Genomic DNA, 21809 nt, shown 5'->3' on the forward strand with positions numbered 1-21809 from the left:
GTTTATTGTGAAAAAGTGGTTATTCGCTGCAGGTCTTGGCCTGGCAATGGCAGCATCAGCTCAGGCTGCTGACAAGATCGCTGTAGTTAACATGGGTAATCTGTTCCAGCAGGTTGCACAGAGCACGGGCGTATCCAAAACGCTGGAAAACGAGTTCAAAGGCCGCGCCGGCGAACTGCAGCGTATGGAAAGCGACCTGCAGTCCAAAATGCAGCGTCTGCAGCGTGACGGCTCTACCATGAAGGCGAGCGAGCGCAGCAAACTGGAGAAAGACGTCATGGCTGGTCGCCAGGAGTTCTCCGGTAAAGCGCAGCAGTTTGAACAGGATCGCGCGCGTCGCTCTAACGAAGAGCGCGGCAAGCTGGTTACCCGTATTCAGGCTGCCGTCAAAAAAGTGGCTGCTGACCAGGATATCGATCTGGTGGTAGATGCCAACACTGTGGCTTACACCAGCAACGATGTGAAAGACATCACTGCCGATGTGCTGAAACAGGTTAAATAAGTAATGCCTTCAATTCGACTGGCTGATTTAGCTCAACAGTTGGATGCGGAGTTACACGGTGATGGCGATATCGTCATCACCGGCGTCGCTTCCATGCAATCTGCACAACCTGGGCAAATCACGTTCATGGTGAACCCGCGTTACCGTGAACAACTGGCGCACTGCCAGGCCTCTGCTGTCGTGATGACCGAGGCCGACCTTCCTTTTGCCAACAGCGCCGCGCTGGTAGTGAAGAACCCCTACCTGACTTACGCGCGCATGGCTCAGATTCTCGACACCACGCCGCAGCCGGCGGCCAGCATCGCGCCCAGCGCGGTGATTGACCCTTCCGCGCGTCTTGGCAATAACGTGGCCGTTGGCGCTAACGCTGTGATTGAATCCGGCGTGGTGCTTGGTGACAACGTCGTTATCGGCCCTGGCTGTTTTGTCGGTAAAAACAGTACGCTCGGCGCCGGTACTCGCCTGTGGGCGAACGTCAGCATTTATCATGATATTCAGATTGGCGAGCACTGCCTGATCCAATCCAGCACCGTTATCGGCGCGGACGGCTTCGGCTACGCCAACGATCGTGGCAATTGGGTTAAAATTCCGCAGCTTGGTCGCGTGATTATCGGCGATCGCGTCGAGATCGGCGCTTGCACGACGATTGACCGTGGCGCGCTGGATGACACGATTATCGGCAATGGCGTGATCATTGATAATCAGTGCCAGATTGCACATAACGTCGTGATTGGCGACAATACGGCGGTCGCAGGCGGCGTTATCATGGCTGGCAGCCTCAAAATCGGCCGCTACTGCATGATTGGCGGCGCCAGCGTGATTAACGGCCATATGGAAATCTGCGACAAAGTAACGGTAACAGGGATGGGGATGGTGATGCGTCCTATTACTGAACCTGGGGTCTACTCTTCAGGCATACCGCTGCAACCGAACAAAGTGTGGCGCAAAACGGCGGCGCTGGTGATGAATATTGATGAAATGAACAAACGCTTAAAAGCAGTTGAGCGTAAAGTCACTCAGCAAGACTGACTCGCCGGTAAATAAAGCCTGCCCGCCAACAGAACCGCGGCCTGCAAGCGATCCAGAATCGCCGCAGGCCGTGTTATTATTGCCCATTCAGTATATTTTTAGACAGGAAGAGTATTTTGACTACTGAAACTCATACTCTGCACATTGAAGAGATTTTAGAGCTTCTTCCGCACCGTTATCCATTCTTGCTGGTGGATCGTGTGCTGGATTTTGAAGAAGGTCGTTTTCTACGCGCAGTAAAAAATGTCTCTGTTAACGAGCCTTTTTTCCAGGGTCACTTTCCTGGTAAACCCATTTTTCCGGGTGTGTTGATTTTAGAAGCCATGGCGCAAGCGACCGGTATTCTGGCTTTCAAAAGCGTTGGCAAACTGGAGCCGGGTGAACTTTACTATTTTGCAGGCATCGACGAAGCGCGCTTTAAGCGTCCTGTCGTGCCAGGCGACCAGATGGTGATGGAAGTTACCTTTGAAAAAACGCGCCGTGGAGTGACTCGCTTCAAAGGCGTCGCGCTGGTTGACGGTAAAGTGGTTTGTGAAGCCACCATGATGTGTGCACGGAGCCGGGAGGCCTGATACGTGATTGATAAGACCGCCTTTATTCATCCTACCGCCATTGTGGAAGAGGGTGCCGTTATCGGTGCCAACGCCCATATTGGTCCGTTTTGTATTGTCGGCCCTGATGTAAAAATCGGTGAAGGTACCGTACTGAAGTCTCATGTTGTCGTGAATGGTCATACTACGATCGGCCGCGATAACGAGATTTACCAGTTCGCCTCCATCGGCGAGGTTAACCAGGATCTGAAATATGCTGGCGAACCGACCCGCGTCGAGATTGGCGATCGCAACCGCATTCGCGAGAGCGTCACCATTCATCGCGGCACGGAACAGGGAGGTGGTCTGACGAAGGTGGGCAGCGACAACCTGCTGATGATCAACGCGCATATCGCGCACGATTGCACTGTCGGCAGCCGCTGCATTCTTGCCAATAACGCCACGCTTGCCGGGCATGTCTCTGTCGATGATTTCGCTATCATCGGCGGTATGACGGCCGTGCATCAGTTCTGCATCATCGGGGCACACGTCATGGTTGGCGGTTGCTCCGGCGTCGCGCAGGACGTGCCGCCTTACGTGATTGCGCAGGGCAACCACGCAACGCCGTTTGGCGTCAATATCGAAGGGCTCAAGCGTCGCGGCTTCAGCAAAGAAGCGCTGCACGCTATCCGTAACGCTTACAAGCTGCTTTACCGCAGCGGTAAGACGCTGGACGAGGTGAAGCCGGAAATCGCCGAGATTGCCGCAAAGCATCCTGAAGTGCAGCCATTCTACGATTTCTTCGCCCGCTCCACGCGTGGTCTGATCCGTTAATGACTCGTCCGCTGACGATTGCCCTGGTCGCCGGAGAAACCTCCGGCGATATTCTTGGTGCCGGTCTCATCCGGGCGCTCAAAGCGCGCGTGCCCAATGCGCGTTTTGTCGGCGTCGCAGGTCCGCGTATGCAGGCCGAAGGCTGCGAAGCCTGGTATGAGATGGAAGAGCTGGCGGTGATGGGGATCGTGGAAGTACTGGGCCGCCTGCGCCGCCTGCTGCATATCCGCGCCGACCTCACGCAGCGCTTCGCTGCGCTGAAACCGGACGTGTTCGTCGGTATCGACGCGCCGGATTTCAACATCACGCTCGAAGGCAACCTGAAACAACAGGGCATTCGCACCATTCACTACGTCAGCCCTTCCGTCTGGGCCTGGCGCCAGAAACGCGTTTTCAAAATAGGCAGAGCCACCGACCTGGTGCTCGCGTTTCTGCCTTTCGAAAAAGCGTTTTATGACAAATTTAACGTTCCGTGTCGCTTTATCGGGCATACCATGGCCGACGCCATGCCGCTGGATCCTGACAAAAACGCGGCGCGCGACGTACTGGGCATCGCTCATGACGCTCGCTGTCTGGCCCTGTTGCCGGGCAGCCGCAGCGCCGAAGTGGAGATGCTGAGCGCGGATTTCCTGAAAACCGCGCTGCGTTTACGCGAACATTACCCGGATCTCGAAATCGTCGTGCCGCTGGTTAATGCGAAGCGGCGTGAGCAGTTCGAGCGCATCAAAGCGGAAGTTGCGCCGGAGCTGACCGCGCATCTGCTTGACGGCCACGCGCGCGAGGCGATGATCGCAAGCGATGCGGCGCTGCTGGCTTCTGGCACCGCTGCGCTTGAATGTATGCTGGCCAAATGCCCGATGGTGGTCGGCTATCGCATGAAGCCGTTTACCTTCTGGCTTGCCAAACGGCTGGTCAAAACTGAATTTGTGTCGCTGCCAAACCTGCTTGCCGGGCGCGAGCTGGTCAAAGAGCTGCTGCAGGATGAGTGCGAGCCGCAAAAGCTCGCCGCCGCGCTGCTGCCGCTGCTGGCCGATGGCAAACAGAGCCATGAGATGCACGACACTTTCCGTAAACTGCATCAGCAGATCCGCTGCAATGCCGATGAACAGGCGGCGGACGCGGTGCTGGAACTGGCGCAATGATGGAATTTATCTATCCTCACACGCATCTGGTGGCGGGCGTTGACGAAGTGGGGCGCGGCCCGCTGGTCGGCGCTGTGGTCACCGCTGCGGTGATCCTCGATCCGCTAAAGCCTATTGTCGGGCTGGCGGATTCCAAAAAGCTGTCTGAAAAGCGTCGCCTTGCGCTCTTTGATGAAATCAAAGAGAAAGCGATCGCCTGGAGTCTCGGTCGCGCGGAGCCGCACGAAATCGACGAGCTGAATATCCTTCACGCCACGATGCTGGCGATGCAGCGCGCGGTCGCGAACCTCGCCGTGACGCCGGAATATGTGCTGGTGGACGGCAACCGCTGTCCGGCGCTGCCGATGCCCAGCATGGCGGTCGTTAAAGGCGACAGCAGGGTAGCGGAAATCAGCGCCGCGTCGATACTGGCTAAAGTCACGCGCGACGCGGAAATGGCTGAACTGGACCTCACCTTTCCTCAATACGGATTCGCTCAGCATAAGGGCTATCCTACCGCCTTTCATCTTGAGCGGCTGGCCGAGCACGGCGTAACGGCTCACCATCGGCGCAGCTTCGCGCCGGTCAAGCGCGCGCTGGGCCTCGCCTCTTAACCGACAAACAGAGTTAACCGGAAACAGAAATGGCTGAACCTCGTTTTGTGCACCTGAGGGTGCACAGTGACTATTCCATGATAGATGGACTGGCTAAAACGGGGCCGCTGGTAAAAAAGGCGGCCGCGCTTGGCATGCCTGCCTTTGCGATCACCGACTTCACCAACCTGTGCGGGCTGGTGAAATTTTATGGTGGCGCGCATGGCGTCGGCGTGAAGCCAATTATCGGCGCCGATTTCAATATGCAGTGCGAACTGCTGGGCGAAGATTTTTCGCATATCACGGTGCTGGCGGCGAATAACACCGGCTATCAGAACCTGACGCTGCTTATTTCGCGCGCCTACCAGCGCGGTTACGGCGCTTTGGGCCCGTGGATTGACCAGCAGTGGCTGGCCGAACTCGGCGAAGGGCTGATCCTGCTCTCCGGCGGTCGTCAGGGGGATGTCGGTAAGTGTTTACTTCGTGGCAACAACGTGATGGCCGAGCAGGCGCTGGCGTTTTACCAGGAACACTTTCCGGATCGCTACTATCTGGAGCTTGTCCGTACCGGTCGTCCTGATGAAGAGCGCTATCTCCATGCGGCGGTCGCGCTGGCGGAAGAAAAAGGCGTGCCGGTTGTCGCTACCAACGACGTGCGCTTTATCGAGCCCGGAGATTTCGACGCGCATGAAATTCGCGTCGCCATTCACGACGGCTTTACGCTCGACGACCCGAAAAGGCCGCGCCACTATTCGCCGCAGCAATACCTGCGTACCGAAGATGAGATGTGCGAGCTGTTCTCCGATATTCCGGAGGCGCTGGAAAACAGCGTCGAGATTGCCCGTCGCTGTAACGTGACGGTGCGTCTTGGCGAATACTTCCTGCCGAAATTCCCGACCGGCGACATGACCACGGAAGATTTTCTGGTCCTGAAATCCAAAGAGGGGCTGGAAGAGCGTCTGGAATTCCTGTTCCCGGACCCGGAAGAGCGCGCGCAGAAGCGCCCGGCCTATGACGAACGCCTGGATATTGAGCTTCAGGTTATCAACCAGATGGGTTTCCCGGGTTACTTCCTGATCGTGATGGAGTTTATCCAGTGGTCGAAGGATAACGGTATTCCGGTAGGGCCGGGCCGTGGTTCGGGCGCAGGGTCGCTGGTGGCGTACGCGCTGAAAATCACCGACCTCGATCCGCTGGAATTCGACCTCCTGTTCGAACGTTTCCTTAACCCGGAACGTGTCTCGATGCCCGACTTCGACGTCGACTTCTGCATGGAGAAACGCGACCAGGTGATCGAACACGTGGCGGACATGTACGGTCGCGAGGCGGTATCGCAGATTATCACCTTCGGTACGATGGCGGCGAAAGCGGTCATTCGCGACGTGGGCCGCGTACTGGGCCACCCTTACGGATTCGTCGATCGCATCTCGAAACTGGTGCCGCCGGATCCGGGCATGACGCTTGCCAAAGCGTTCGAAGTCGAGCCACAGCTGCAGGAAATTTACGATGCCGATGAAGAGGTGAAAGCCCTCATCGACATGGCGCGCAAGCTTGAAGGCGTCACGCGTAACGCCGGTAAACACGCGGGCGGCGTAGTCATCGCGCCGACCCAGATTACCGATTTCGCCCCGCTCTATTGCGACGAAATGGGCCAGCATCCGGTCACCCAGTTCGATAAAAACGATGTTGAATACGCAGGGCTGGTGAAGTTCGACTTCCTGGGGCTGCGCACGCTTACCATCATCAACTGGGCGCTGGACATGATAAACGCCCGGCGCGCGAAGCAGGGGCTGGAACCTATCGACATCGCGGCTATCCCGCTTGATGACAAGAAAAGCTTCGACATGCTGCAGCGCTCGGAAACCACCGCGGTTTTCCAGCTTGAATCGCGCGGCATGAAAGATCTCATCAAGCGCCTTCAGCCTGACTGCTTCGAAGATATGATAGCCCTGGTGGCCCTGTTCCGTCCGGGGCCGCTGCAATCGGGCATGGTGGATAACTTTATCGACCGTAAGCACGGGCGCGAGGCGATTTCCTACCCGGATATTCAGTGGCAGCATGAAAGCCTCAAACCGGTGCTGGAGCCGACCTACGGCATTATTCTGTATCAGGAGCAGGTGATGCAGATAGCCCAGGTGCTCTCGGGTTATACCCTCGGCGGCGCGGATATGCTGCGTCGCGCCATGGGTAAAAAGAAACCCGAGGAGATGGCCAAGCAGCGCTCTATCTTTGAAGATGGCGCGAAAAACAACGGCGTCGACGGCGAGCTGGCGATGAAAATCTTTGACCTGGTGGAAAAATTCGCCGGGTACGGATTTAACAAATCGCACTCCGCCGCCTATGCTTTGGTGTCATACCAGACGCTGTGGCTTAAAGCCCACTATCCGGCGGAGTTCATGGCGGCGGTGATGACGGCCGATATGGACAACACCGATAAAGTGGTGGGGCTGGTGGACGAATGCTGGCGCATGGGGCTTAAGATCCTGCCGCCAGACATAAACTCCGGTCTGTACCATTTCCACGTCAACGACGACGGAGAGATTGTCTACGGTATCGGCGCGATTAAAGGCGTTGGTGAAGGGCCTATCGAGGCTATCATCGAGGCGCGTAACAAAGACGGCTACTTCCGCGAGCTGTTCGACCTCTGCGCGCGGACCGACACCAAAAAGCTCAACCGCCGGGTGCTGGAAAAACTGATCATGTCCGGGGCGTTTGACCGTCTCGGCCCGCATCGCGCCGCGCTGATGAATTCGCTCGGCGACGCCCTGAAAGCGGCGGATCAACACGCGAAAGCCGAGGCGATTGGCCAGGCGGACATGTTCGGCGTGCTGGCGGAAGAGCCGGAACAGGTCGAGCAGTCCTACGCCAACTGTCAGCCGTGGCCGGAGCAGGTGGTGCTGGAGGGCGAGCGCGAAACGCTGGGGCTGTACCTCACCGGTCACCCGATTAACCAGTACCTTAAAGAGATCGATCGCTATGTCGGCGGTATGCGTCTCAAAGATATGCACCCGACCGAACGTGGCAAACTGACCACGGCGGCGGGTCTGATAATTTCCGCGCGGGTAATGGTCACCAAGCGCGGCAATCGTATCGGCATCTGTACGCTGGATGACCGTTCCGGGCGTCTTGAAGTGATGTTGTTCACTGACGCGCTGGAAAAATACCAGCATCTGCTGGAAAAAGACCGAATCCTTATCGTCAGCGGACAGGTCAGCTTTGATGACTTCAGCGGGGGCCTTAAAATGACCGCCCGCGAAGTCATGGACATTGACGAAGCCCGCGAAAAGTATGCGCGCGGGCTTGCTATCTCGCTGACGGACAGGCAAATTGATGACCAGCTTTTAAACCGACTCCGTCAGTCTCTGGAACCCCACCGTTCGGGAACCATTCCAGTACATCTCTACTATCAGAGGGCGGATGCACGCGCCCGGCTGCGCTTTGGCGCGACGTGGCGTGTCTCTCCGAACGATCGTTTACTCAACGATCTGCGCGGCCTGATTGGTTCGGAACAGGTGGAACTGGAGTTTGACTGATGCACTGCATCAGGTTCCGGGAGCCTGAATCGCTGGACGCAATCCGCGTGGCCTGCCAGGTTCGGAGCAGGTGGAACTGGAGTTTGACTAATACAGGAATACTATGAGTCTGAATTTCCTTGATTTTGAACAGCCGATTGCAGAGCTGGAAGCGAAAATCGATTCCCTGACTGCGGTTAGCCGTCAGGATGAGAAACTGGATATTAACATCGACGAAGAGGTGCACCGCCTGCGCGAAAAGAGCGTAGAGCTGACCCGTAAAATCTTCGCCGATCTGGGAGCCTGGCAAATTGCCCAGCTGGCGCGTCATCCGCAGCGTCCTTATACCCTGGATTATGTCCGCCTGGCCTTTGAGGAGTTTGACGAGCTGGCAGGCGATCGCGCCTATGCCGACGACAAAGCGATCGTTGGCGGGATTGCGCGTCTGGACGGGCGTCCGGTGATGATCATCGGCCACCAGAAAGGGCGTGAAACCAAAGAAAAGATCCGCCGCAACTTCGGGATGCCAGCGCCGGAAGGTTACCGCAAGGCGCTGCGCCTGATGGAAATGGCCGAGCGTTTTAAGATGCCGATCGTCACCTTTATCGACACCCCCGGCGCGTATCCGGGCGTGGGCGCGGAGGAGCGTGGTCAGTCTGAGGCGATCGCCCGTAACCTGCGTGAAATGTCTCGCCTGAAAGTGCCAGTTATCTGCACCGTGATTGGCGAAGGCGGCTCTGGCGGCGCGCTGGCTATCGGCGTGGGCGACAAAGTCAACATGCTGCAATACAGCACTTATTCCGTTATCTCTCCGGAAGGCTGTGCGTCGATTCTGTGGAAAAGCGCCGACAAAGCGCCGCTTGCCGCCGAAGCGATGGGCATCATCGCGCCGCGCCTGAAAGAGCTGAAGCTTATCGACAGCGTGATCCCGGAACCGCTGGGCGGCGCGCACCGCAACCCGGAAGTGATGGCGCAGTCGCTGAAGGCGCAGCTGCTGGCGGATCTCGCCGATCTCGATGTGCTGAGCACCGAAGATCTGCTCAACCGCCGCTATCAGCGTCTGATGAGCTACGGTTACGCCTGATAAACGGCGAATAAAAATCTCACTGAGGGTCGCGCGAGCGGCCCTTTTTTATGGCTGCGCGCCGCTGATGAAATGTGATTTTAGCGATGAGTTAACGTGACATGACGCCGCATTTTCCCTTCCTACACTCGCTGGTGAACCACAACCAAAGGGGACACCGGAATGGAAATAGTAAAAATGGCGGCGATAGGCGCCGCTGGGCTTCTTGCTGGCTCGCCGGTTTTTGCCGCGCCATTACTCAGCAGCACGACGCCATACACGCTTAACGCCAGCGACCTCACCAAAAAAGAGCATGAGCTGACGAACTTTCCACTGATGCAGTCGGTAAAAAGCGCAATTCGCACCCTGGATAACGCCGAGGTCGAACAGATAGCGCCAGGACGCGCCGCCAACCCGGATAACGTTAAGCGGGTGGAGAAAATCCTGAGCGCCCAGGACTGGGAATATCTCTTTCCGCTGCGCGCGCCGGAATACACCTACAGCAATTTCCTCAAAGCGGTCGGCAAATTCCCGGCGGTCTGTAGCGCTTACAGCGACGGGCGCGACGCCGAGGCTATCTGCCGTAAATCGCTCGCCACCATGTTTGCGCATTTCGCCCAGGAAACCGGCGGCCACGAGAGCTGGCGCGAGCAGCCGGAGTGGCGTCAGGCGCTGGTCTATCTGCGCGAAATGGGCTGGAGCGAAGGGCAGAAGGGCGGTTATAACGGCGAGTGTAATCCTGACACCTGGCAGGGGCAGACCTGGCCCTGCGGTAAAGATAAAGACGGCGACTACATGAGTTATTTCGGGCGCGGCGCAAAACAGCTCTCGTATAACTACAACTACGGACCGTTCTCTGACGCGATGTACGGCGACGTTCGTCCGCTGCTCGATAAACCCGGGCTGGTGGCCGATTCCTGGCTGAACCTCGCCAGCGCGCTCTTTTTCTTTGTCTACCCGCAGCCGCCGAAGCCTGGCATGCTGCATGTCATCGACGGCACCTGGACGCCGAACGCGCACGATAAAGAGAGCGGACTGGTGCCTGGCTTTGGCGTCACCATTCAGATAATCAACGGCGGCGTGGAGTGTGGCGGCGAGGCGGAAAATGCGCAGTCGCTGAACCGTATCGCGTATTACAAAGAGTTCGCTAAATACCTGAAGGTGCCGGTCCCGGCGGATGAAGTGCTGGGTTGTAAGAAAATGAAGCAGTTTGACGCAGGCGGCGCCGGCGCGCTGCCGATTTACTGGGAAATGGACTGGAGCTGGAGCACCACGACGCCGGATGGTCAGGCTTACGCGTGCCAGCTGGTGGGCTACCAGACGCCGTTCAGCGCGTTTAAAGAAGGCGACTACGCGAAATGCGTACAAAACCACTTTAACGTGAAAATTGTCGATGACGCTTCCGGTGGCGCCACGCCGCAGCCGCAACCTGCGCCGACGCCTGAGCCTTCCGCCAGCAATGTCGCGCCGGTGGCTCGCATCAGCGGCCCGGTCGGCGCGGTGGATGCCGGCAGCAAAGTGTCGCTGAGCGCGGCGGGCTCTACCGATGCCAACGGCGATGCGCTGACTTACACCTGGATGGCGCAAACCGGCCAGACGCTGAGCGGCAAAGACAAGAGCGTCATCACGTTCAACGCGCCGGAAAGCGCCAGCGACGCGCAGTACACCATCAGCCTGAAAGTGGAAGACGGCAAGCTGAGCGATACCGTGAGCTACGTGCTCAACGTAAAAGCGAAGGCCAAAACGCCGGATGCCGGACCGGTGAACTATCCGTCCTGGTCGGCAACCCACAGCTGGAAGCCGGGCGATATCGTGCTTAACCACGGCGCGCTCTACCAGTGCAAGCCGTTCCCGGCGGGCGGCTGGTGCGGCGTGGCGCCCGCCTACTATGAGCCCGGCGCGGGCATCAGCTGGCAGGACGCCTGGGACGCGCTGTAACGCGCCGTTACGCAACACCCAACGCCAGCGAGACGCTGGCGTTGTTCCTTCAACTATGCTTACCAGACGGTTTTTTTTGCCAGGGGGTAAGCAGTGAATATCATCGCCATCATGGGGCCGCACGGCGTCTTCTATAAAGACGAGCCGATGAAGGAGTTGCAGGCGGCGCTGCAGCATCAGGGCTTTCAGCTGATTTGGCCGAAAAACAGCAACGATCTGCTGAAATTTATTGAGCATAATCCACGCATCTGCGGCGTCATCTTTGACTGGGACGAGTACAGCCTCGATTTATGCTGTGAGATCAATCAGCTTAATGAATATCTGCCGCTGTATGCCTTTATCAATACCCACTCCACACTGGATGTCAGCGCTAACGACATGCGCATGGCGCTCTGGTTTTTCGAATATTCGCTCGGTATTGCTGACGATATCGCGACGCGTATACGCCAGTACACGCAGGAATATCTCGACAACATCACGCCGCCGTTTACTAAAGCCCTCTTTACCTATGTGAAAGAAGGCAAATACACGTTCTGCACACCGGGCCATATGGGCGGGACGGCGTATCAGAAAAGCCCGGTCGGCTGCCTGTTTTACGATTTTTTCGGCGGCAATACGCTCAAGGCCGATGTCTCCATCTCGGTGACAGAGCTGGGCTCGCTGCTTGACCACACCGGCCCGCATCTGGAGGCGGAAGAGTATATCGCCCGCACGTTTGGTGCCGAGCAGAGCTATATGGTCACTAACGGCACGTCCACCTCCAACAAAATCATCGGGATGTACGCCGCCCATGCGGGCAGTACCGTGCTTATCGATCGCAACTGCCATAAGTCGCTTACGCACTTGCTGATGATGAGCGATATCGTGCCGCTGTGGCTTAAGCCGACGCGCAACGCGCTTGGCATTCTGGGCGGCATTCCGAAGCGCGAGTTTACCCGCGATGCGATAGCGCAAAAAGTGGCGCAGACGCCGGACGCCAGCTGGCCGGTGCACGCGGTTATTACTAACTCGACCTACGACGGGCTGCTGTATAACACCAACTGGATCAAACAGACGCTGGACGTGCCCTCGATCCATTTCGATTCCGCCTGGGTGCCATACACCCATTTTCACCCGATCTACAAAGGCAAAAGCGGCATGAGCGGCGATCGCGTGCCGGGCAAAGTCTTCTTTGAAACCCAGTCGACTCACAAAATGCTGGCAGCGCTGTCGCAGGCGTCGCTGATTCATATTAAAGGCGAGTATGACGAAGAGACGTTTAACGAAGCCTACATGATGCACACCACGACCTCGCCGAGCTATCCGCTGGTAGCGTCGATTGAAACCGCGGCGGCGATGCTGCGCGGCAATCCAGGCCGACGGCTCATCAACCGCTCGGTGGAGCGCGCGCTGCATTTTCGCAAAGAGGTGCAGCGCCTTCGCGAGGAGACCGACAGCTGGTTCTTCGACATCTGGCAGCCGGAGGAGATTGACGAGGCGGACTGCTGGCCAATCACGCCCGGCGACGACTGGCATGGTTTTACCCATGCCGATAGCGATCATATGTATCTCGATCCGGTGAAAGTCACCATTCTGACGCCAGGGATGGACGCGCAAGGCAACATGGAAAAAGAGGGGATCCCGGCTGCGCTGGTGGCAAAATTCCTCGACGAGCGCGGCGTGGTGGTGGAGAAAACCGGGCCTTACAACCTGCTGTTTCTGTTCAGTATCGGGATCGACAAAACCCGCGCGATGGGCCTGCTGCGCGGGCTGACGGAGTTTAAGCGCGCTTACGATCTCAACCTGCGGGTGAAAAACATGCTGCCCGATCTCTGGGCGGAGGATCCGGATTTCTATCGCAATATGCGCGTGCAGGAGCTGGCGCAGGGGATCCATAAGCTTATCCAGCAGCACGATCTCCCGGATCTGATGCTGCGTGCGTTCGATGTCTTGCCGGAAATGAAAATGACGCCGCACGAGATGTACCAGCAGCAGGTGAAGGGCAATGTCGAAACGGTGGAGATAGAAAAGCTGATCGGGCGCGTCTCGGCCAACATGATCCTGCCATATCCGCCCGGCGTGCCGCTGGTGATGCCCGGCGAGATGATCACCGAGGCGTCGCGCGCGGTGCTCGATTTCCTGTTAATGCTCTGCTCGATTGGCCGGCACTATCCAGGCTTTGAAACCGACATTCACGGGGCGAAGTGCGGCGAAGACGGCGTCTATAGGGTACGTGTCCTAAAAAGCGAGTAAGCCCTTGTTTTGCCGCGCCAGGCTCAGTAACGTGCCAGACAATCATAAGGAGGGATTATGCTGGGTTTAAAACAGATTCACCATATCGCCATCATCGCGACGGATTATCACCGCAGCAAAGCGTTTTACTGCGACACGCTGGGGTTTACTCTGCTGTCGGAGGTCTATCGCGACGCGCGCGATTCCTGGAAGGGCGATCTGGCGCTCAACGGCCAGTATGTCATTGAGCTGTTCTCGTTTCCGTTCCCGCCGGCGCGGCCAAGCCATCCGGAAGCCTGCGGCCTGCGCCATCTCGCCTTCAGCGTCGAGGATGTGGACCAGGCGGCGGCGTTTCTGGAAAGCCGCGGCGTAACGTGCGAGCCGGTGCGCGTGGACCCGCTGACCGGCAAACGCTTTACCTTCTTCGCCGACCCGGACGGCCTGCCGCTGGAGCTCTACCAGCAGTAACGCTTGCTCCCGACGCCATTGCCCGGTAAGTTGCCCGGCAATGGCTTCTCTTTCTTTCGACGCAATGGATACTTCTCTGCTCTGTGCCCTGCGGGGCCGACGCCAGCTACTGGTGGCCTACAGCGGCGGGCTCGATTCGACGGTGTTACTCCATCAGCTGGTGCGACTGCGCGAGGCTTGCCCTGCGCTGCGCCTGCGCGCCATTCACGTGCATCACGGCATCAGCCCGAACGCTGACCGCTGGGCGGCGCACTGTCAGGCAATGTGTCATCGCTGGCAGGTGCCGCTTGAGCTGGCGTATGTGGAACTGCGCGAGGAAGGGCTCGGCGTTGAGGCGCAGGCCCGCAAGGCGCGCTATCAGGCATTTGAAGCCGCGCTTGTGCCCGGCGAGGCGCTGGTCACGGCGCAGCATCTGGACGATCAGTGCGAGACCCTGCTGCTGGCGCTTAAGCGCGGCAGCGGCCCGGCGGGGCTGGCGGCGATGCCCGCCGAGCTGCTGTTTGCGGGCAGCGTCATTCTACGCCCGCTGCTGAACACACCGCGCGCGCAGCTCGAAGCCTGGGCCGATCGCCACGAGCTTCTGTGGATCGACGACGAAAGCAATCAGGACGATCGCTACGATCGTAACTTTTTACGCCTGCGCATTTTGCCTGCGCTGGAAGCCCGCTGGCCGCATTTCACCCAGGCGGCGGCCCGCAGCGCGCAGCTGTGCGGCGAGCAGGAACAACTGCTGGATGAGCTGCTGGCGCCGGAACTGGCTGCGCTGATGGAAGGTAAAACGCTCGCTATCGCGCCGCTTGAAAGCATGAGCGAGCGCAAGCGCGCCGCGCTGCTGCGCCGCTGGCTGGCTGCGCTCAACGCACCGATGCCGGCGCGCGCCACGCTGCAACGGATCTGGGACGAAGTGGCGCAAAGTCGTGAAGATGCAAGCCCACGCCTCAAAGTGGGCGACAATGAAGCGCGGCGCTATCAGGGGCGACTCTGGTGGATTAAAGCGCGCCGCGGACAGCGTCAGACTATTATCCCCTGGCAGGATGCAAGCCGTCCGCTACTGCTGCCGCAGGCGCTCGGCGCGCTGGCCTTTGGTGGCGAGGGCGACGCCGTGCGCGCCCCGCGTGCGCAGGAAACCCTCTCGGTGCGCTTTAGCGCGCCGGGCACGCTTTATATTGTCGGGCGCGATCGCGGACGCCCGCTTAAAAAACTCTGGCAGGAACTCCAGGTGCCGCCCTGGCGGCGCGAAACCACGCCCATTCTGTTTTATGATGAGCAACCCATCTGCGCCCCCGGTTTGTTTGTCACCCGTGAAGGCCAGGCGCAGAACGAACCAGGCTTGCGGCTTGCCTGGCATAAGGAGCATAACGATGAGTAAGCAACTTTTTTGGCTGGCGTGCCTGCTGGGCCTTAGCCTGACGGCGCAGGCCAAAGGCGACCCGGCGGCGGGCGAAGAGAAAGCGGTGATGTGCGTCGCCTGTCACGGCGCGACGGGCAAAGCCAGCGCGCCGCTGTATCCTAATCTTGCAGGGCAGAACGAGGCGTATCTGGAGCACGCGTTGCAGGCCTATAAAAAAGGCGAGCGCAGCGGCGGCCAGGCGGAGATCATGAAGGCGTACGTCAGTGGTCTTTCGGATGAGGATATGGCGAATCTCGCGGCGTATTACGCCGGACAGAAACCATAAAAAAGGGCAGCCCCAGGGCTGCCCGTTCAGACGGAACGTGCGTCAGGATTCGCTGACGACGACCGTGCCGATTTGTGGATGGCTGAAGCTGGCGATTTTATCGAGACGCAATTCGCGTACGGCACCGGCTTCATCGGCAACTAAATATTCGACGTTTTTGCGCGAAACCAGATCCTGCGCTTTGGCCTTAATGACCTCGCCGCTTTTCAGTTCCAGCGTCAGTAACAGATGATGCTGGCAGGCGAGTTCGAGGTTGTCATAGTCATCGCAGTTGATGGGTTGATAGGCATCATTCATTGACATAATCGCTCACCAGTAAGTTCGCGGCAGCATAAGCCGCCTGTTCCCTGATCGACTCTGAAAGGGCTTCGTCAGAGGCCACCTCATTCAGAACCCTTAATACGCAGCCCAGCGCGTCGGGGATGTACCCAAGGTCGCCGCTGGCTATCTGCGAATAGCGCTGTCGTATTAATTCACAATATTTATCCACATGCCCTCCTGTCAGAGCCTGACGACAGACTTCACCGCGGGATGCAAGTCTAAGCCTACGTAGTTAAACTCTGTTTAGCAAGGTGACTATACCATAGTCATCAGAGCCATAGCGCGGGTGCCCGCGCGCCTGCCGCGCTCCGCTTGAATCGGCAGCCAGCCGCCGCGGATTGGGCTACAATACCCCCCAACTTTTCAGGGGGCCCTATGGCGTTAAAAGCAACCATTTATAAAGCGGCGGTCAATGTGGCCGATCTCGACCGGCAGCAGTTTCTCGACATCAACCTGACGCTCGCGCGTCATCCTTCGGAAACGCAGGAGCGGATGATGCTGCGTCTGCTGGCCTGGATGATGTACGCCGACGAGCGGTTGCAGTTCACCCGCGGCCTGTGCGCCGACGACGAGCCGGAAATCTGGCTGCGCAACGATCATCTCGGTATCGATCTCTGGATTGAACTGGGTCTGCCGGAAGAGCGACGCCTTAAGAAAGCGGTCAGCCAGTCGCAGCAGGTGGCCCTGTTTACCTACAACGACCGCGCGGCCCAGGTATGGTGGCAGCAGAATCAGGATAAGCTTAAGCAGTATAAGAACCTGACCATCTGGTATATCAACGATGAGCAGCTCGTCCAGCTGAGCGCGCTGGCGGAGCGCACCATGACGCTGCAGGTCACGTTGCAGGAAGGCGTTATCTGGCTGTCCGACGCGAAGCAGAATCTGGAGCTGCACCCGACCGTCTGGCAAGCCTCGGCATGATTACGTTTTCACGAAACGTGGCGGTGCCCGACGACGAAGTGACCTTCAGCGCCATCCGGGCGCAGGGTGCGGGCGGCCAGCACGTGAATAAAAGCTCGACGGCTATTCATCTGCGGTTTGACATTAACGCCTCCAGCCTGCCGGAGGAGTGGAAAGCCCGCCTGCTCTCGGCGAGCCATCATCTCATCACGGCGGAAGGTGTTGTGGTTATCAAAGCGCAGGAGTATCGCAGCCAGGAAATGAACCGCGAGGCGGCGCTGGCGCGTCTGATAATGCTGGTCAGGGAACTTACCGCTACGCAAAAGCGTCGAAAGGAGACTCGTCCAACGCGCGCGTCGAAAGTGCGTCGCCTGGAGGCGAAAACCCATAAATCCGCCACCAAAGCCCTGCGGGGAAAAGTGCGCGGTATGCCGGATTAAAAGCACAACCGAACGATAAGGAAATACGGTGAAGAAAATTATCTTTTGCGCAGCGGCGGCCCTGAGCCTGTTTTCGCTGTTTGGCTGTCATAACCGGGCGGAAATGCAGACGCTGGTGCCAGCCAGCGCGGCGGAATTAAAACCGATGCAGCAGAGCTGGAAAGGCGTGCTGCCCTGTGCTGACTGCGAAGGCATTGAGACGGCGCTGTTTTTAGAAAAAGATGGCACCTGGGTGATGAACCAGCGCTATCAGGGCGCGAAAGGGCAGGCGGTGTTTGCCTCTTACGGCACCTGGGCGCGTACCGCGGATAAACTGGTGCTGACGGACAGCCAGGGCGATAAACATTACTTCCGCGCACGGGGCGAGGCGCTGGAGATGCTCGACACCGAAGGCCACGCTATCGAGTCGTCGCTTAATTATCGTCTTGAACCCGCCCGCGATCCGCTGCCGGTAACGCCGATGACCATGACCGGGATGTATCAGCAAAACGCGAATGCCGTGACGTTTACCGACTGCGCGACCGGGCGACAGTCCGGCGTGGCGAATCACGCCACACTCGCGCACGATGACCAGCTCGCGCGCGCTATCCGCGAGAAATCGGTGCTGCTGGTGGTGGAGGCGCACTTCAGCATGACCGTGGATCCAGCGAACGGTACGGTGCAAAAACAGCTGGTGGCTGACCGGAAAGTGGCGTTTAAGCCCGGTAAAGATTGCGATAATCCGTAACCGATGCGGATAAGAAAAAGGCCCTCGACTGAGGGCCTTTTTTATGCGGAGTGCGAAGGCGCTTAACGCTTCACGTTGGCGACCAGGTAATCCAGGATGTCGCCGGTTTTGATCATCTTCTTCTCGCCGTCGCGACGGTATTTGTATTCAATCTCGTCGTTGTCGAGGTTGCGATCGCCGATAACGACCGTGTGCGGAATACCGATGAGTTCCATGTCGGCGAACATGACGCCCGGACGCTCTTTACGGTCATCCATCAGCACGTCGATGCCTTTGGCGCGAAGCTCAGCGTAGAGTTTCTCGGCAAGCTCCTGCACGCGGAAGGATTTGTGCATGTTCATCGGCAGAATAGCGACCTGGAACGGCGCGATAGCGTCCGGCCAGACGATGCCGCGATCGTCATGGTTCTGCTCGATAGCCGCAGCCACCACGCGCGTCACGCCGATGCCGTAGCAGCCCATGGTCAGGATCTGGTTGCGGCCATCTTCGCCCTGAACGGACGCTTTCAGCGCGTCGGAGTATTTGGTGCCCAGCTGGAAGATGTGACCCACTTCGATGCCGCGCTTGATGAGTAACGTACCCTGGCCGTCCGGGCTCGGATCGCCGGCCACGACGTTACGGATATCGGCCACTTCTGGCGTCGCGATATCACGATCCCAGTTGATGCCGAAATAGTGTTTGCCGTCGATGTTGGCGCCTGCGGCGAAATCGCTCATGGCGGCAACGCTGCGGTCGATAATCACCGGAACCGGCATGTTCACCGGGCCAAGAGAGCCAGGCCCCGCGTTGACTACCGCGCGGATTTCCGCTTCGGTCGCGAACGTCAGCGGGCTTGCCACCTGCGCCAGTTTCTCTGCTTTCACGTCGTTCAGTTCGTGATCGCCGCGCACCAGCAGGGCGACCAGCGGATATTCACTGCCTTCGGCGGCTTTAACCAGCAGCGTTTTCACGGTTTTCTCGACCGGCAGGTTGAATTGCTCGACCAGCTCGGCGATGGTTTTCGCGTTCGGCGTGTCAACCAGCGTCATCTCCTGGTTTGCGGCGGCGCGCGGGGTTGCCGGCGCAACGGCTTCGGCAAATTCAATGTTCGCGGCGTAGTCGGACGTGTCGGAGAAGACGATATCGTCTTCGCCGCTCTGCGCCAGCACCTGGAACTCATGAGACGCGCTGCCGCCAATCGAGCCGGTATCGGCCTGTACCGGACGGAAATCGAGACCCATACGGCTGAAGATTTTGCTGTAGGCCTCATACATCGCGTCGTACGTCTGCTGCAGCGATTCCTGGGAGGTATGGAAAGAGTAAGCGTCTTTCATCAGGAACTCGCGCGAGCGCATCACGCCGAAACGCGGGCGCACTTCGTCGCGGAATTTGGTCTGGATCTGGAAGAAGTTGAGCGGCAGTTGCTTATAAGAGCTCAGCTCGTTGCGGATCAGATCGGTGATGACTTCTTCATGCGTCGGGCCGAGAACGAACGCGCGATCGCCGCGATCGACAAAACGCAGCAGCTCCGGACCGTACTGCTCCCAGCGGCCGCTCTCCTGCCACAGCTCAGCTGGCTGAACCACTGGCATCGACACCTCGATAGCACCGGCGTTGTTCATCTCTTCACGCACGATGTTTTCGACTTTTTTCAGGACGCGCAGACCGGTCGGCAGCCAGGTGTATAACCCGGAGGCCAGTTTGCGGATCATCCCGGCGCGCAGCATCAGCTGGTGGCTGATAACCTCCGCGTCGGCAGGTGTCTCCTTCAGAGTGGAGAGCAGATATTGGCTAGTACGCATGTTGTTACGGTTCCGTTTGAACGTGTGAATTCAGGCATGCTAAAGCCTGACACAAAAAAGTGGTTTAGTGTACCAGTGAGAAAGGGCGGCCAAAAGAGAGGCTCAAGAAATTAACGCGGCTCCAGCGCGTAGACCTCAAAGCCCTGCGGCGTGACGCGCCAGCGGACGTTGAAATCGAGCAGCCAGACGGCGTAGCTTTTACCGGTTTCTTCTTCTTTACGGTAGGCCGGACGCGGGTCCTGTGACAAGACCTCGACGATAAAGCGTTTCAGCATCGGATAGCGTTTCTCAAGGTCCGTTAACGCGTGCGTTATCTCATCGGTAAAGGTGACCGGAACGGCAGCGTCCGGCGCCTGCTGGGCATAGCCTGCGCGCGCGTCGGGCTGCGCTTCGGCGAATGGCAGGTAAGGCTTGATATCCACGACCGGCGTGCCGTCCACCAGATCCAGTCCACCAAGCGTCAGGATGACATGTTCTTTCTCGGTGCGGATGCCCTGAAGCTCGACCAGCGACATGCCGATGGGATTGGGCCGGAAGGTAGAACGTGTCGCGAAAACGCCCATGCGGGCATTGCCGCCAAGGCGCGGGGGACGCACGGTAGGACGCCAGCCGCCTTCCATCGTCTGATGAAAGACAAACAGGATCCAGATATGGCTAAACCCTTCCAGCCCGCGCACCGCGTCGGGCTGATTATAGGGCGCTATCAGATGCAGCTCGCCGCGCGCGCTGTTGACAAGGCCCGGCTGGCGCGGCACGGCGAATTTTTCTTTGTAAGGCGAGCGAATGACGCCGATTTGCTCAAATGCAAATCCGGTCATTTGGTCGGAACGCTAAGGGCCGAGCCTACGCAGACGGCCTGGCGGTAGCAGCCCGGCGTGCCGCTAGTAACTTCACAGCTGTGCAGCAGAACGGCGTTCGCTTTCATTTTCGAGGCGTTGATTTGCAGGCGCTTGCGGGCCGTCGGGATGTTCGGCGGAGAGTCCTGGTTAGTGGCCTGGCAGGATTCGCCGCTCACTTCGCCTAAATCGCGGAAGGGTTTGCCCACCAGATCTTCTGCATTGGTATAGATTTTCACCGGAGCAGGGCGTACCGTTTTCGGGCGGACAGGCTCGGATTTTTGCGGCGACGCGGTGCTTTGAACAGGTTCTACAGGGGATCTGCTTAGCACGGAACAGCCGCTCAGGATGAATGCTAAAAGACAGATCGGTAAAGCACGCATAATAATTCCTCGTCGGTGATAAAAACGTGGCTTATTGAATCAGGAGCTTGCAGAAATAACAAGACGGGCTTAAGCCCGTCCTGACATTATTAGCGAAGATAACCAAACTGGCTTACCAGCCTTTAACGGCGCCACCGTTAAACACTTTGTTCGCGGCGGCGTTGACTTCATCAGATTGATAAGCCTGCACGAATTTCTTCACGTTTTCCGCGTCTTTGTTATCTTCGCGGGTCACGATCATGTTCACGTACGGCGAGTCTTTGTCTTCTACGAAGATGCCGTCTTTAGCCGGCGTCAGGTTGATCTGGCTGGCGTAGGTGGTGTTGATAACCGCCAGCGCAATCTGATCGTCATCCAGCGAGCGCGGCAGCTGCGGCGCTTCCAGCTCGACGATCTTCAGGTTTTTCGGGTTTTCGGTGATATCCAGCACGGTCGGCAGCAGGCCGATATCATCTTTAAGCTTAATCAGCCCCACTTTCTGCAGCAGCAGCAGGGAACGGCCGAGGTTCGTCGGATCGTTCGGCACGGCAACCTGCGCGCCTGGCTGTAAGTCTTCCAGTGATTTGATTTTGCGGGAGTAACCGGCAATCGGGTAAACGAAGGTGTTACCGACGGAAACCAGCTTATAGCCGCGGTCTTTGATTTGCTGATCCAGATACGGTTTGTGCTGGAAGGCGTTGGCGTCAATGTCACCTTTGCTCAGCGCTTCGTTCGGCAGTACGTAGTCGTTAAACGTGACCAGTTCGACGTCCAGACCATATTTCTCTTTCGCTACTTTCTTCGCGACTTCAGCGACCTGCTGTTCCGCACCCACAATCACGCCCACTTTAATATGGTTCGGATCTTTTTCTTCCTGACCGCAACCTGCCAGAGCCAGCGTGCCGAGCAGGGCGCCTACTGCCGCAAAGGTTTTAAACTTGAAAGACATAACCATTCCTTAACTG

Annotated in this window: 22 protein-coding genes; 16 read left to right on the top strand and 6 right to left on the bottom strand. The window is 58.1% G+C overall.

Features of this window, described 5'->3' with window-relative positions; genetic code table 11:
* Positions 1-7 precede the first annotated feature (7 nt).
* From skp to AFK67_RS04105, 13 genes are all read left to right on the top strand, one after another.
* The gene (skp, locus tag AFK67_RS04045) at positions 8-502 is read left to right on the top strand and encodes a molecular chaperone Skp (protein WP_007718116.1); all 495 of its coding nucleotides are present in this window, start codon (positions 8-10) and stop codon (positions 500-502) included.
* Positions 503-505: 3 nt separating this feature from the next.
* Complete coding sequence (gene lpxD / locus AFK67_RS04050) at positions 506-1531, top strand: UDP-3-O-(3-hydroxymyristoyl)glucosamine N-acyltransferase (RefSeq protein ID WP_007718118.1); 1026 nt, start codon at positions 506-508, stop codon at positions 1529-1531.
* 116 nt (positions 1532-1647) lie between these two features.
* Positions 1648-2103: a 3-hydroxyacyl-ACP dehydratase FabZ gene (gene fabZ / locus AFK67_RS04055; RefSeq protein ID WP_004386127.1), complete on the top strand. Its 456-nt coding sequence runs from the start codon at positions 1648-1650 to the stop codon at positions 2101-2103.
* A gap of 3 nt (positions 2104-2106) precedes the next feature.
* Entirely contained in the window at positions 2107-2895 is a 789-nt protein-coding gene (gene lpxA, locus AFK67_RS04060) for an acyl-ACP--UDP-N-acetylglucosamine O-acyltransferase (protein WP_038884764.1), read from the top strand.
* Positions 2895-4037 carry a lipid-A-disaccharide synthase gene (lpxB, locus tag AFK67_RS04065; RefSeq protein WP_007718124.1) on the top strand — a complete coding sequence of 381 codons (1143 nt, stop codon included), beginning with the start codon at positions 2895-2897 and terminating at the stop codon, positions 4035-4037. The genes lpxA and lpxB overlap by 1 nt, the downstream gene beginning before the upstream one ends.
* A complete protein-coding gene (rnhB, locus tag AFK67_RS04070; protein ID WP_007718133.1) occupies positions 4034-4630 on the top strand; it encodes a ribonuclease HII in 597 nt (198 codons plus the stop codon). The genes lpxB and rnhB overlap by 4 nt, the downstream gene beginning before the upstream one ends.
* A 29-nt stretch (positions 4631-4659) precedes the next feature.
* Positions 4660-8142 (top strand): DNA polymerase III subunit alpha, encoded by a 3483-nt coding sequence (gene dnaE, locus AFK67_RS04075; protein WP_038884761.1) that lies wholly within the window; start codon positions 4660-4662, stop codon positions 8140-8142.
* A 103-nt stretch (positions 8143-8245) separates the two neighbouring features.
* Positions 8246-9205, top strand: a complete 960-nt coding sequence (gene accA, locus AFK67_RS04080) for an acetyl-CoA carboxylase carboxyl transferase subunit alpha (RefSeq protein ID WP_007718135.1) — start codon at positions 8246-8248, stop codon at positions 9203-9205.
* 162 nt (positions 9206-9367) lie between these two features.
* Complete coding sequence (locus AFK67_RS04085) at positions 9368-11122, top strand: chitinase (protein ID WP_038884759.1); 1755 nt, start codon at positions 9368-9370, stop codon at positions 11120-11122.
* A 93-nt stretch (positions 11123-11215) separates the two neighbouring features.
* Positions 11216-13354, top strand: coding sequence for a lysine decarboxylase LdcC (locus AFK67_RS04090; protein WP_007718137.1), 2139 nt, complete (start codon positions 11216-11218; stop codon positions 13352-13354).
* A 57-nt stretch (positions 13355-13411) separates the two neighbouring features.
* Positions 13412-13801: a VOC family protein gene (locus AFK67_RS04095; RefSeq protein ID WP_007718138.1), complete on the top strand. Its 390-nt coding sequence runs from the start codon at positions 13412-13414 to the stop codon at positions 13799-13801.
* 64 nt (positions 13802-13865) lie between these two features.
* Positions 13866-15170 (top strand): tRNA lysidine(34) synthetase TilS, encoded by a 1305-nt coding sequence (gene tilS / locus AFK67_RS04100; RefSeq protein WP_038884756.1) that lies wholly within the window; start codon positions 13866-13868, stop codon positions 15168-15170.
* Positions 15163-15477: a c-type cytochrome gene (locus AFK67_RS04105; RefSeq protein ID WP_038884754.1), complete on the top strand. Its 315-nt coding sequence runs from the start codon at positions 15163-15165 to the stop codon at positions 15475-15477. The genes tilS and AFK67_RS04105 overlap by 8 nt, the downstream gene beginning before the upstream one ends.
* 42 nt (positions 15478-15519) lie before the next feature.
* Here the strand turns inward: AFK67_RS04105 and rof are convergent, their stop codons facing one another.
* Positions 15520-15780, bottom strand: a complete 261-nt coding sequence (gene rof / locus AFK67_RS04110) for a Rho-binding antiterminator (RefSeq protein ID WP_032966924.1) — start codon at positions 15778-15780, stop codon at positions 15520-15522.
* Positions 15767-15967, bottom strand: coding sequence for a YaeP family protein (locus AFK67_RS04115; protein WP_007718147.1), 201 nt, complete (start codon positions 15965-15967; stop codon positions 15767-15769). The genes rof and AFK67_RS04115 overlap by 14 nt, the downstream gene beginning before the upstream one ends.
* A 206-nt stretch (positions 15968-16173) precedes the next feature.
* Here AFK67_RS04115 and AFK67_RS04120 point away from each other — a divergent pair, with 206 nt between their 5' ends.
* The 3 genes from AFK67_RS04120 to nlpE are packed head-to-tail and all read left to right on the top strand — an operon-like array spanning position 16174 to position 17865.
* On the top strand, positions 16174-16719 hold the full coding sequence (locus AFK67_RS04120) for a YaeQ family protein (protein ID WP_007718149.1): 546 nt from the start codon (positions 16174-16176) through the stop codon (positions 16717-16719).
* On the top strand, positions 16716-17138 hold the full coding sequence (arfB, locus tag AFK67_RS04125; RefSeq protein WP_007718152.1) for an alternative ribosome rescue aminoacyl-tRNA hydrolase ArfB: 423 nt from the start codon (positions 16716-16718) through the stop codon (positions 17136-17138). Before AFK67_RS04120 ends, arfB begins: the two co-directional genes overlap by 4 nt.
* Before the next feature lie 28 nt (positions 17139-17166).
* Entirely contained in the window at positions 17167-17865 is a 699-nt protein-coding gene (gene nlpE / locus AFK67_RS04130; RefSeq protein WP_038884752.1) for an envelope stress response activation lipoprotein NlpE, read from the top strand.
* Between the two features lie 62 nt (positions 17866-17927).
* On the opposite strand, the gene proS is transcribed toward nlpE, so the two are convergent.
* The 4 genes from proS to AFK67_RS04150 all read right to left on the bottom strand — a co-directional run bounded on the left by proS (position 17928) and on the right by AFK67_RS04150 (position 21793).
* On the bottom strand, positions 17928-19646 hold the full coding sequence (gene proS, locus AFK67_RS04135) for a proline--tRNA ligase (RefSeq protein ID WP_007718157.1): 1719 nt from the start codon (positions 19644-19646) through the stop codon (positions 17928-17930).
* A 110-nt stretch (positions 19647-19756) separates the two neighbouring features.
* A complete protein-coding gene (gene tsaA, locus AFK67_RS04140) occupies positions 19757-20464 on the bottom strand; it encodes a tRNA (N6-threonylcarbamoyladenosine(37)-N6)-methyltransferase TrmO (RefSeq protein WP_007718160.1) in 708 nt (235 codons plus the stop codon).
* Positions 20461-20865: an envelope stress sensor lipoprotein RcsF gene (rcsF, locus tag AFK67_RS04145; RefSeq protein WP_038884749.1), complete on the bottom strand. Its 405-nt coding sequence runs from the start codon at positions 20863-20865 to the stop codon at positions 20461-20463. Before rcsF ends, tsaA begins: the two co-directional genes overlap by 4 nt.
* A gap of 112 nt (positions 20866-20977) precedes the next feature.
* Complete coding sequence (locus AFK67_RS04150; protein ID WP_007718167.1) at positions 20978-21793, bottom strand: MetQ/NlpA family lipoprotein; 816 nt, start codon at positions 21791-21793, stop codon at positions 20978-20980.
* Between the last annotated feature and the right edge of the window lie 16 nt (positions 21794-21809).

It is taken from the genome of Cronobacter dublinensis subsp. dublinensis LMG 23823, assembly GCF_001277235.1.
GTDB lineage: Bacteria > Pseudomonadota > Gammaproteobacteria > Enterobacterales > Enterobacteriaceae > Cronobacter > Cronobacter dublinensis.

What these genes read in the sequence shown, in the direction of transcription:
- rof (WP_032966924.1), bottom strand. Translation starts at nt 15,780, where the DNA reads ATGTCAATGAATGATGCCTATCAACCCATCAACTGCGATGACTATGAC.
- tilS (WP_038884756.1), top strand. Translation starts at nt 13,866, where the DNA reads ATGGATACTTCTCTGCTCTGTGCCCTGCGGGGCCGACGCCAGCTACTG.
- tsaA (WP_007718160.1), bottom strand. Translation starts at nt 20,464, where the DNA reads ATGACCGGATTTGCATTTGAGCAAATCGGCGTCATTCGCTCGCCTTAC.
- AFK67_RS04105 (WP_038884754.1), top strand. Translation starts at nt 15,163, where the DNA reads ATGAGTAAGCAACTTTTTTGGCTGGCGTGCCTGCTGGGCCTTAGCCTG.
- lpxB (WP_007718124.1), top strand. Translation starts at nt 2,895, where the DNA reads ATGACTCGTCCGCTGACGATTGCCCTGGTCGCCGGAGAAACCTCCGGC.
- AFK67_RS04095 (WP_007718138.1), top strand. Translation starts at nt 13,412, where the DNA reads ATGCTGGGTTTAAAACAGATTCACCATATCGCCATCATCGCGACGGAT.
- accA (WP_007718135.1), top strand. Translation starts at nt 8,246, where the DNA reads ATGAGTCTGAATTTCCTTGATTTTGAACAGCCGATTGCAGAGCTGGAA.
- arfB (WP_007718152.1), top strand. Translation starts at nt 16,716, where the DNA reads ATGATTACGTTTTCACGAAACGTGGCGGTGCCCGACGACGAAGTGACC.
- AFK67_RS04120 (WP_007718149.1), top strand. Translation starts at nt 16,174, where the DNA reads ATGGCGTTAAAAGCAACCATTTATAAAGCGGCGGTCAATGTGGCCGAT.
- proS (WP_007718157.1), bottom strand. Translation starts at nt 19,646, where the DNA reads ATGCGTACTAGCCAATATCTGCTCTCCACTCTGAAGGAGACACCTGCC.
- rcsF (WP_038884749.1), bottom strand. Translation starts at nt 20,865, where the DNA reads ATGCGTGCTTTACCGATCTGTCTTTTAGCATTCATCCTGAGCGGCTGT.
- rnhB (WP_007718133.1), top strand. Translation starts at nt 4,034, where the DNA reads ATGATGGAATTTATCTATCCTCACACGCATCTGGTGGCGGGCGTTGAC.
- dnaE (WP_038884761.1), top strand. Translation starts at nt 4,660, where the DNA reads ATGGCTGAACCTCGTTTTGTGCACCTGAGGGTGCACAGTGACTATTCC.
- AFK67_RS04085 (WP_038884759.1), top strand. Translation starts at nt 9,368, where the DNA reads ATGGAAATAGTAAAAATGGCGGCGATAGGCGCCGCTGGGCTTCTTGCT.
- AFK67_RS04150 (WP_007718167.1), bottom strand. Translation starts at nt 21,793, where the DNA reads ATGTCTTTCAAGTTTAAAACCTTTGCGGCAGTAGGCGCCCTGCTCGGC.
- lpxD (WP_007718118.1), top strand. Translation starts at nt 506, where the DNA reads ATGCCTTCAATTCGACTGGCTGATTTAGCTCAACAGTTGGATGCGGAG.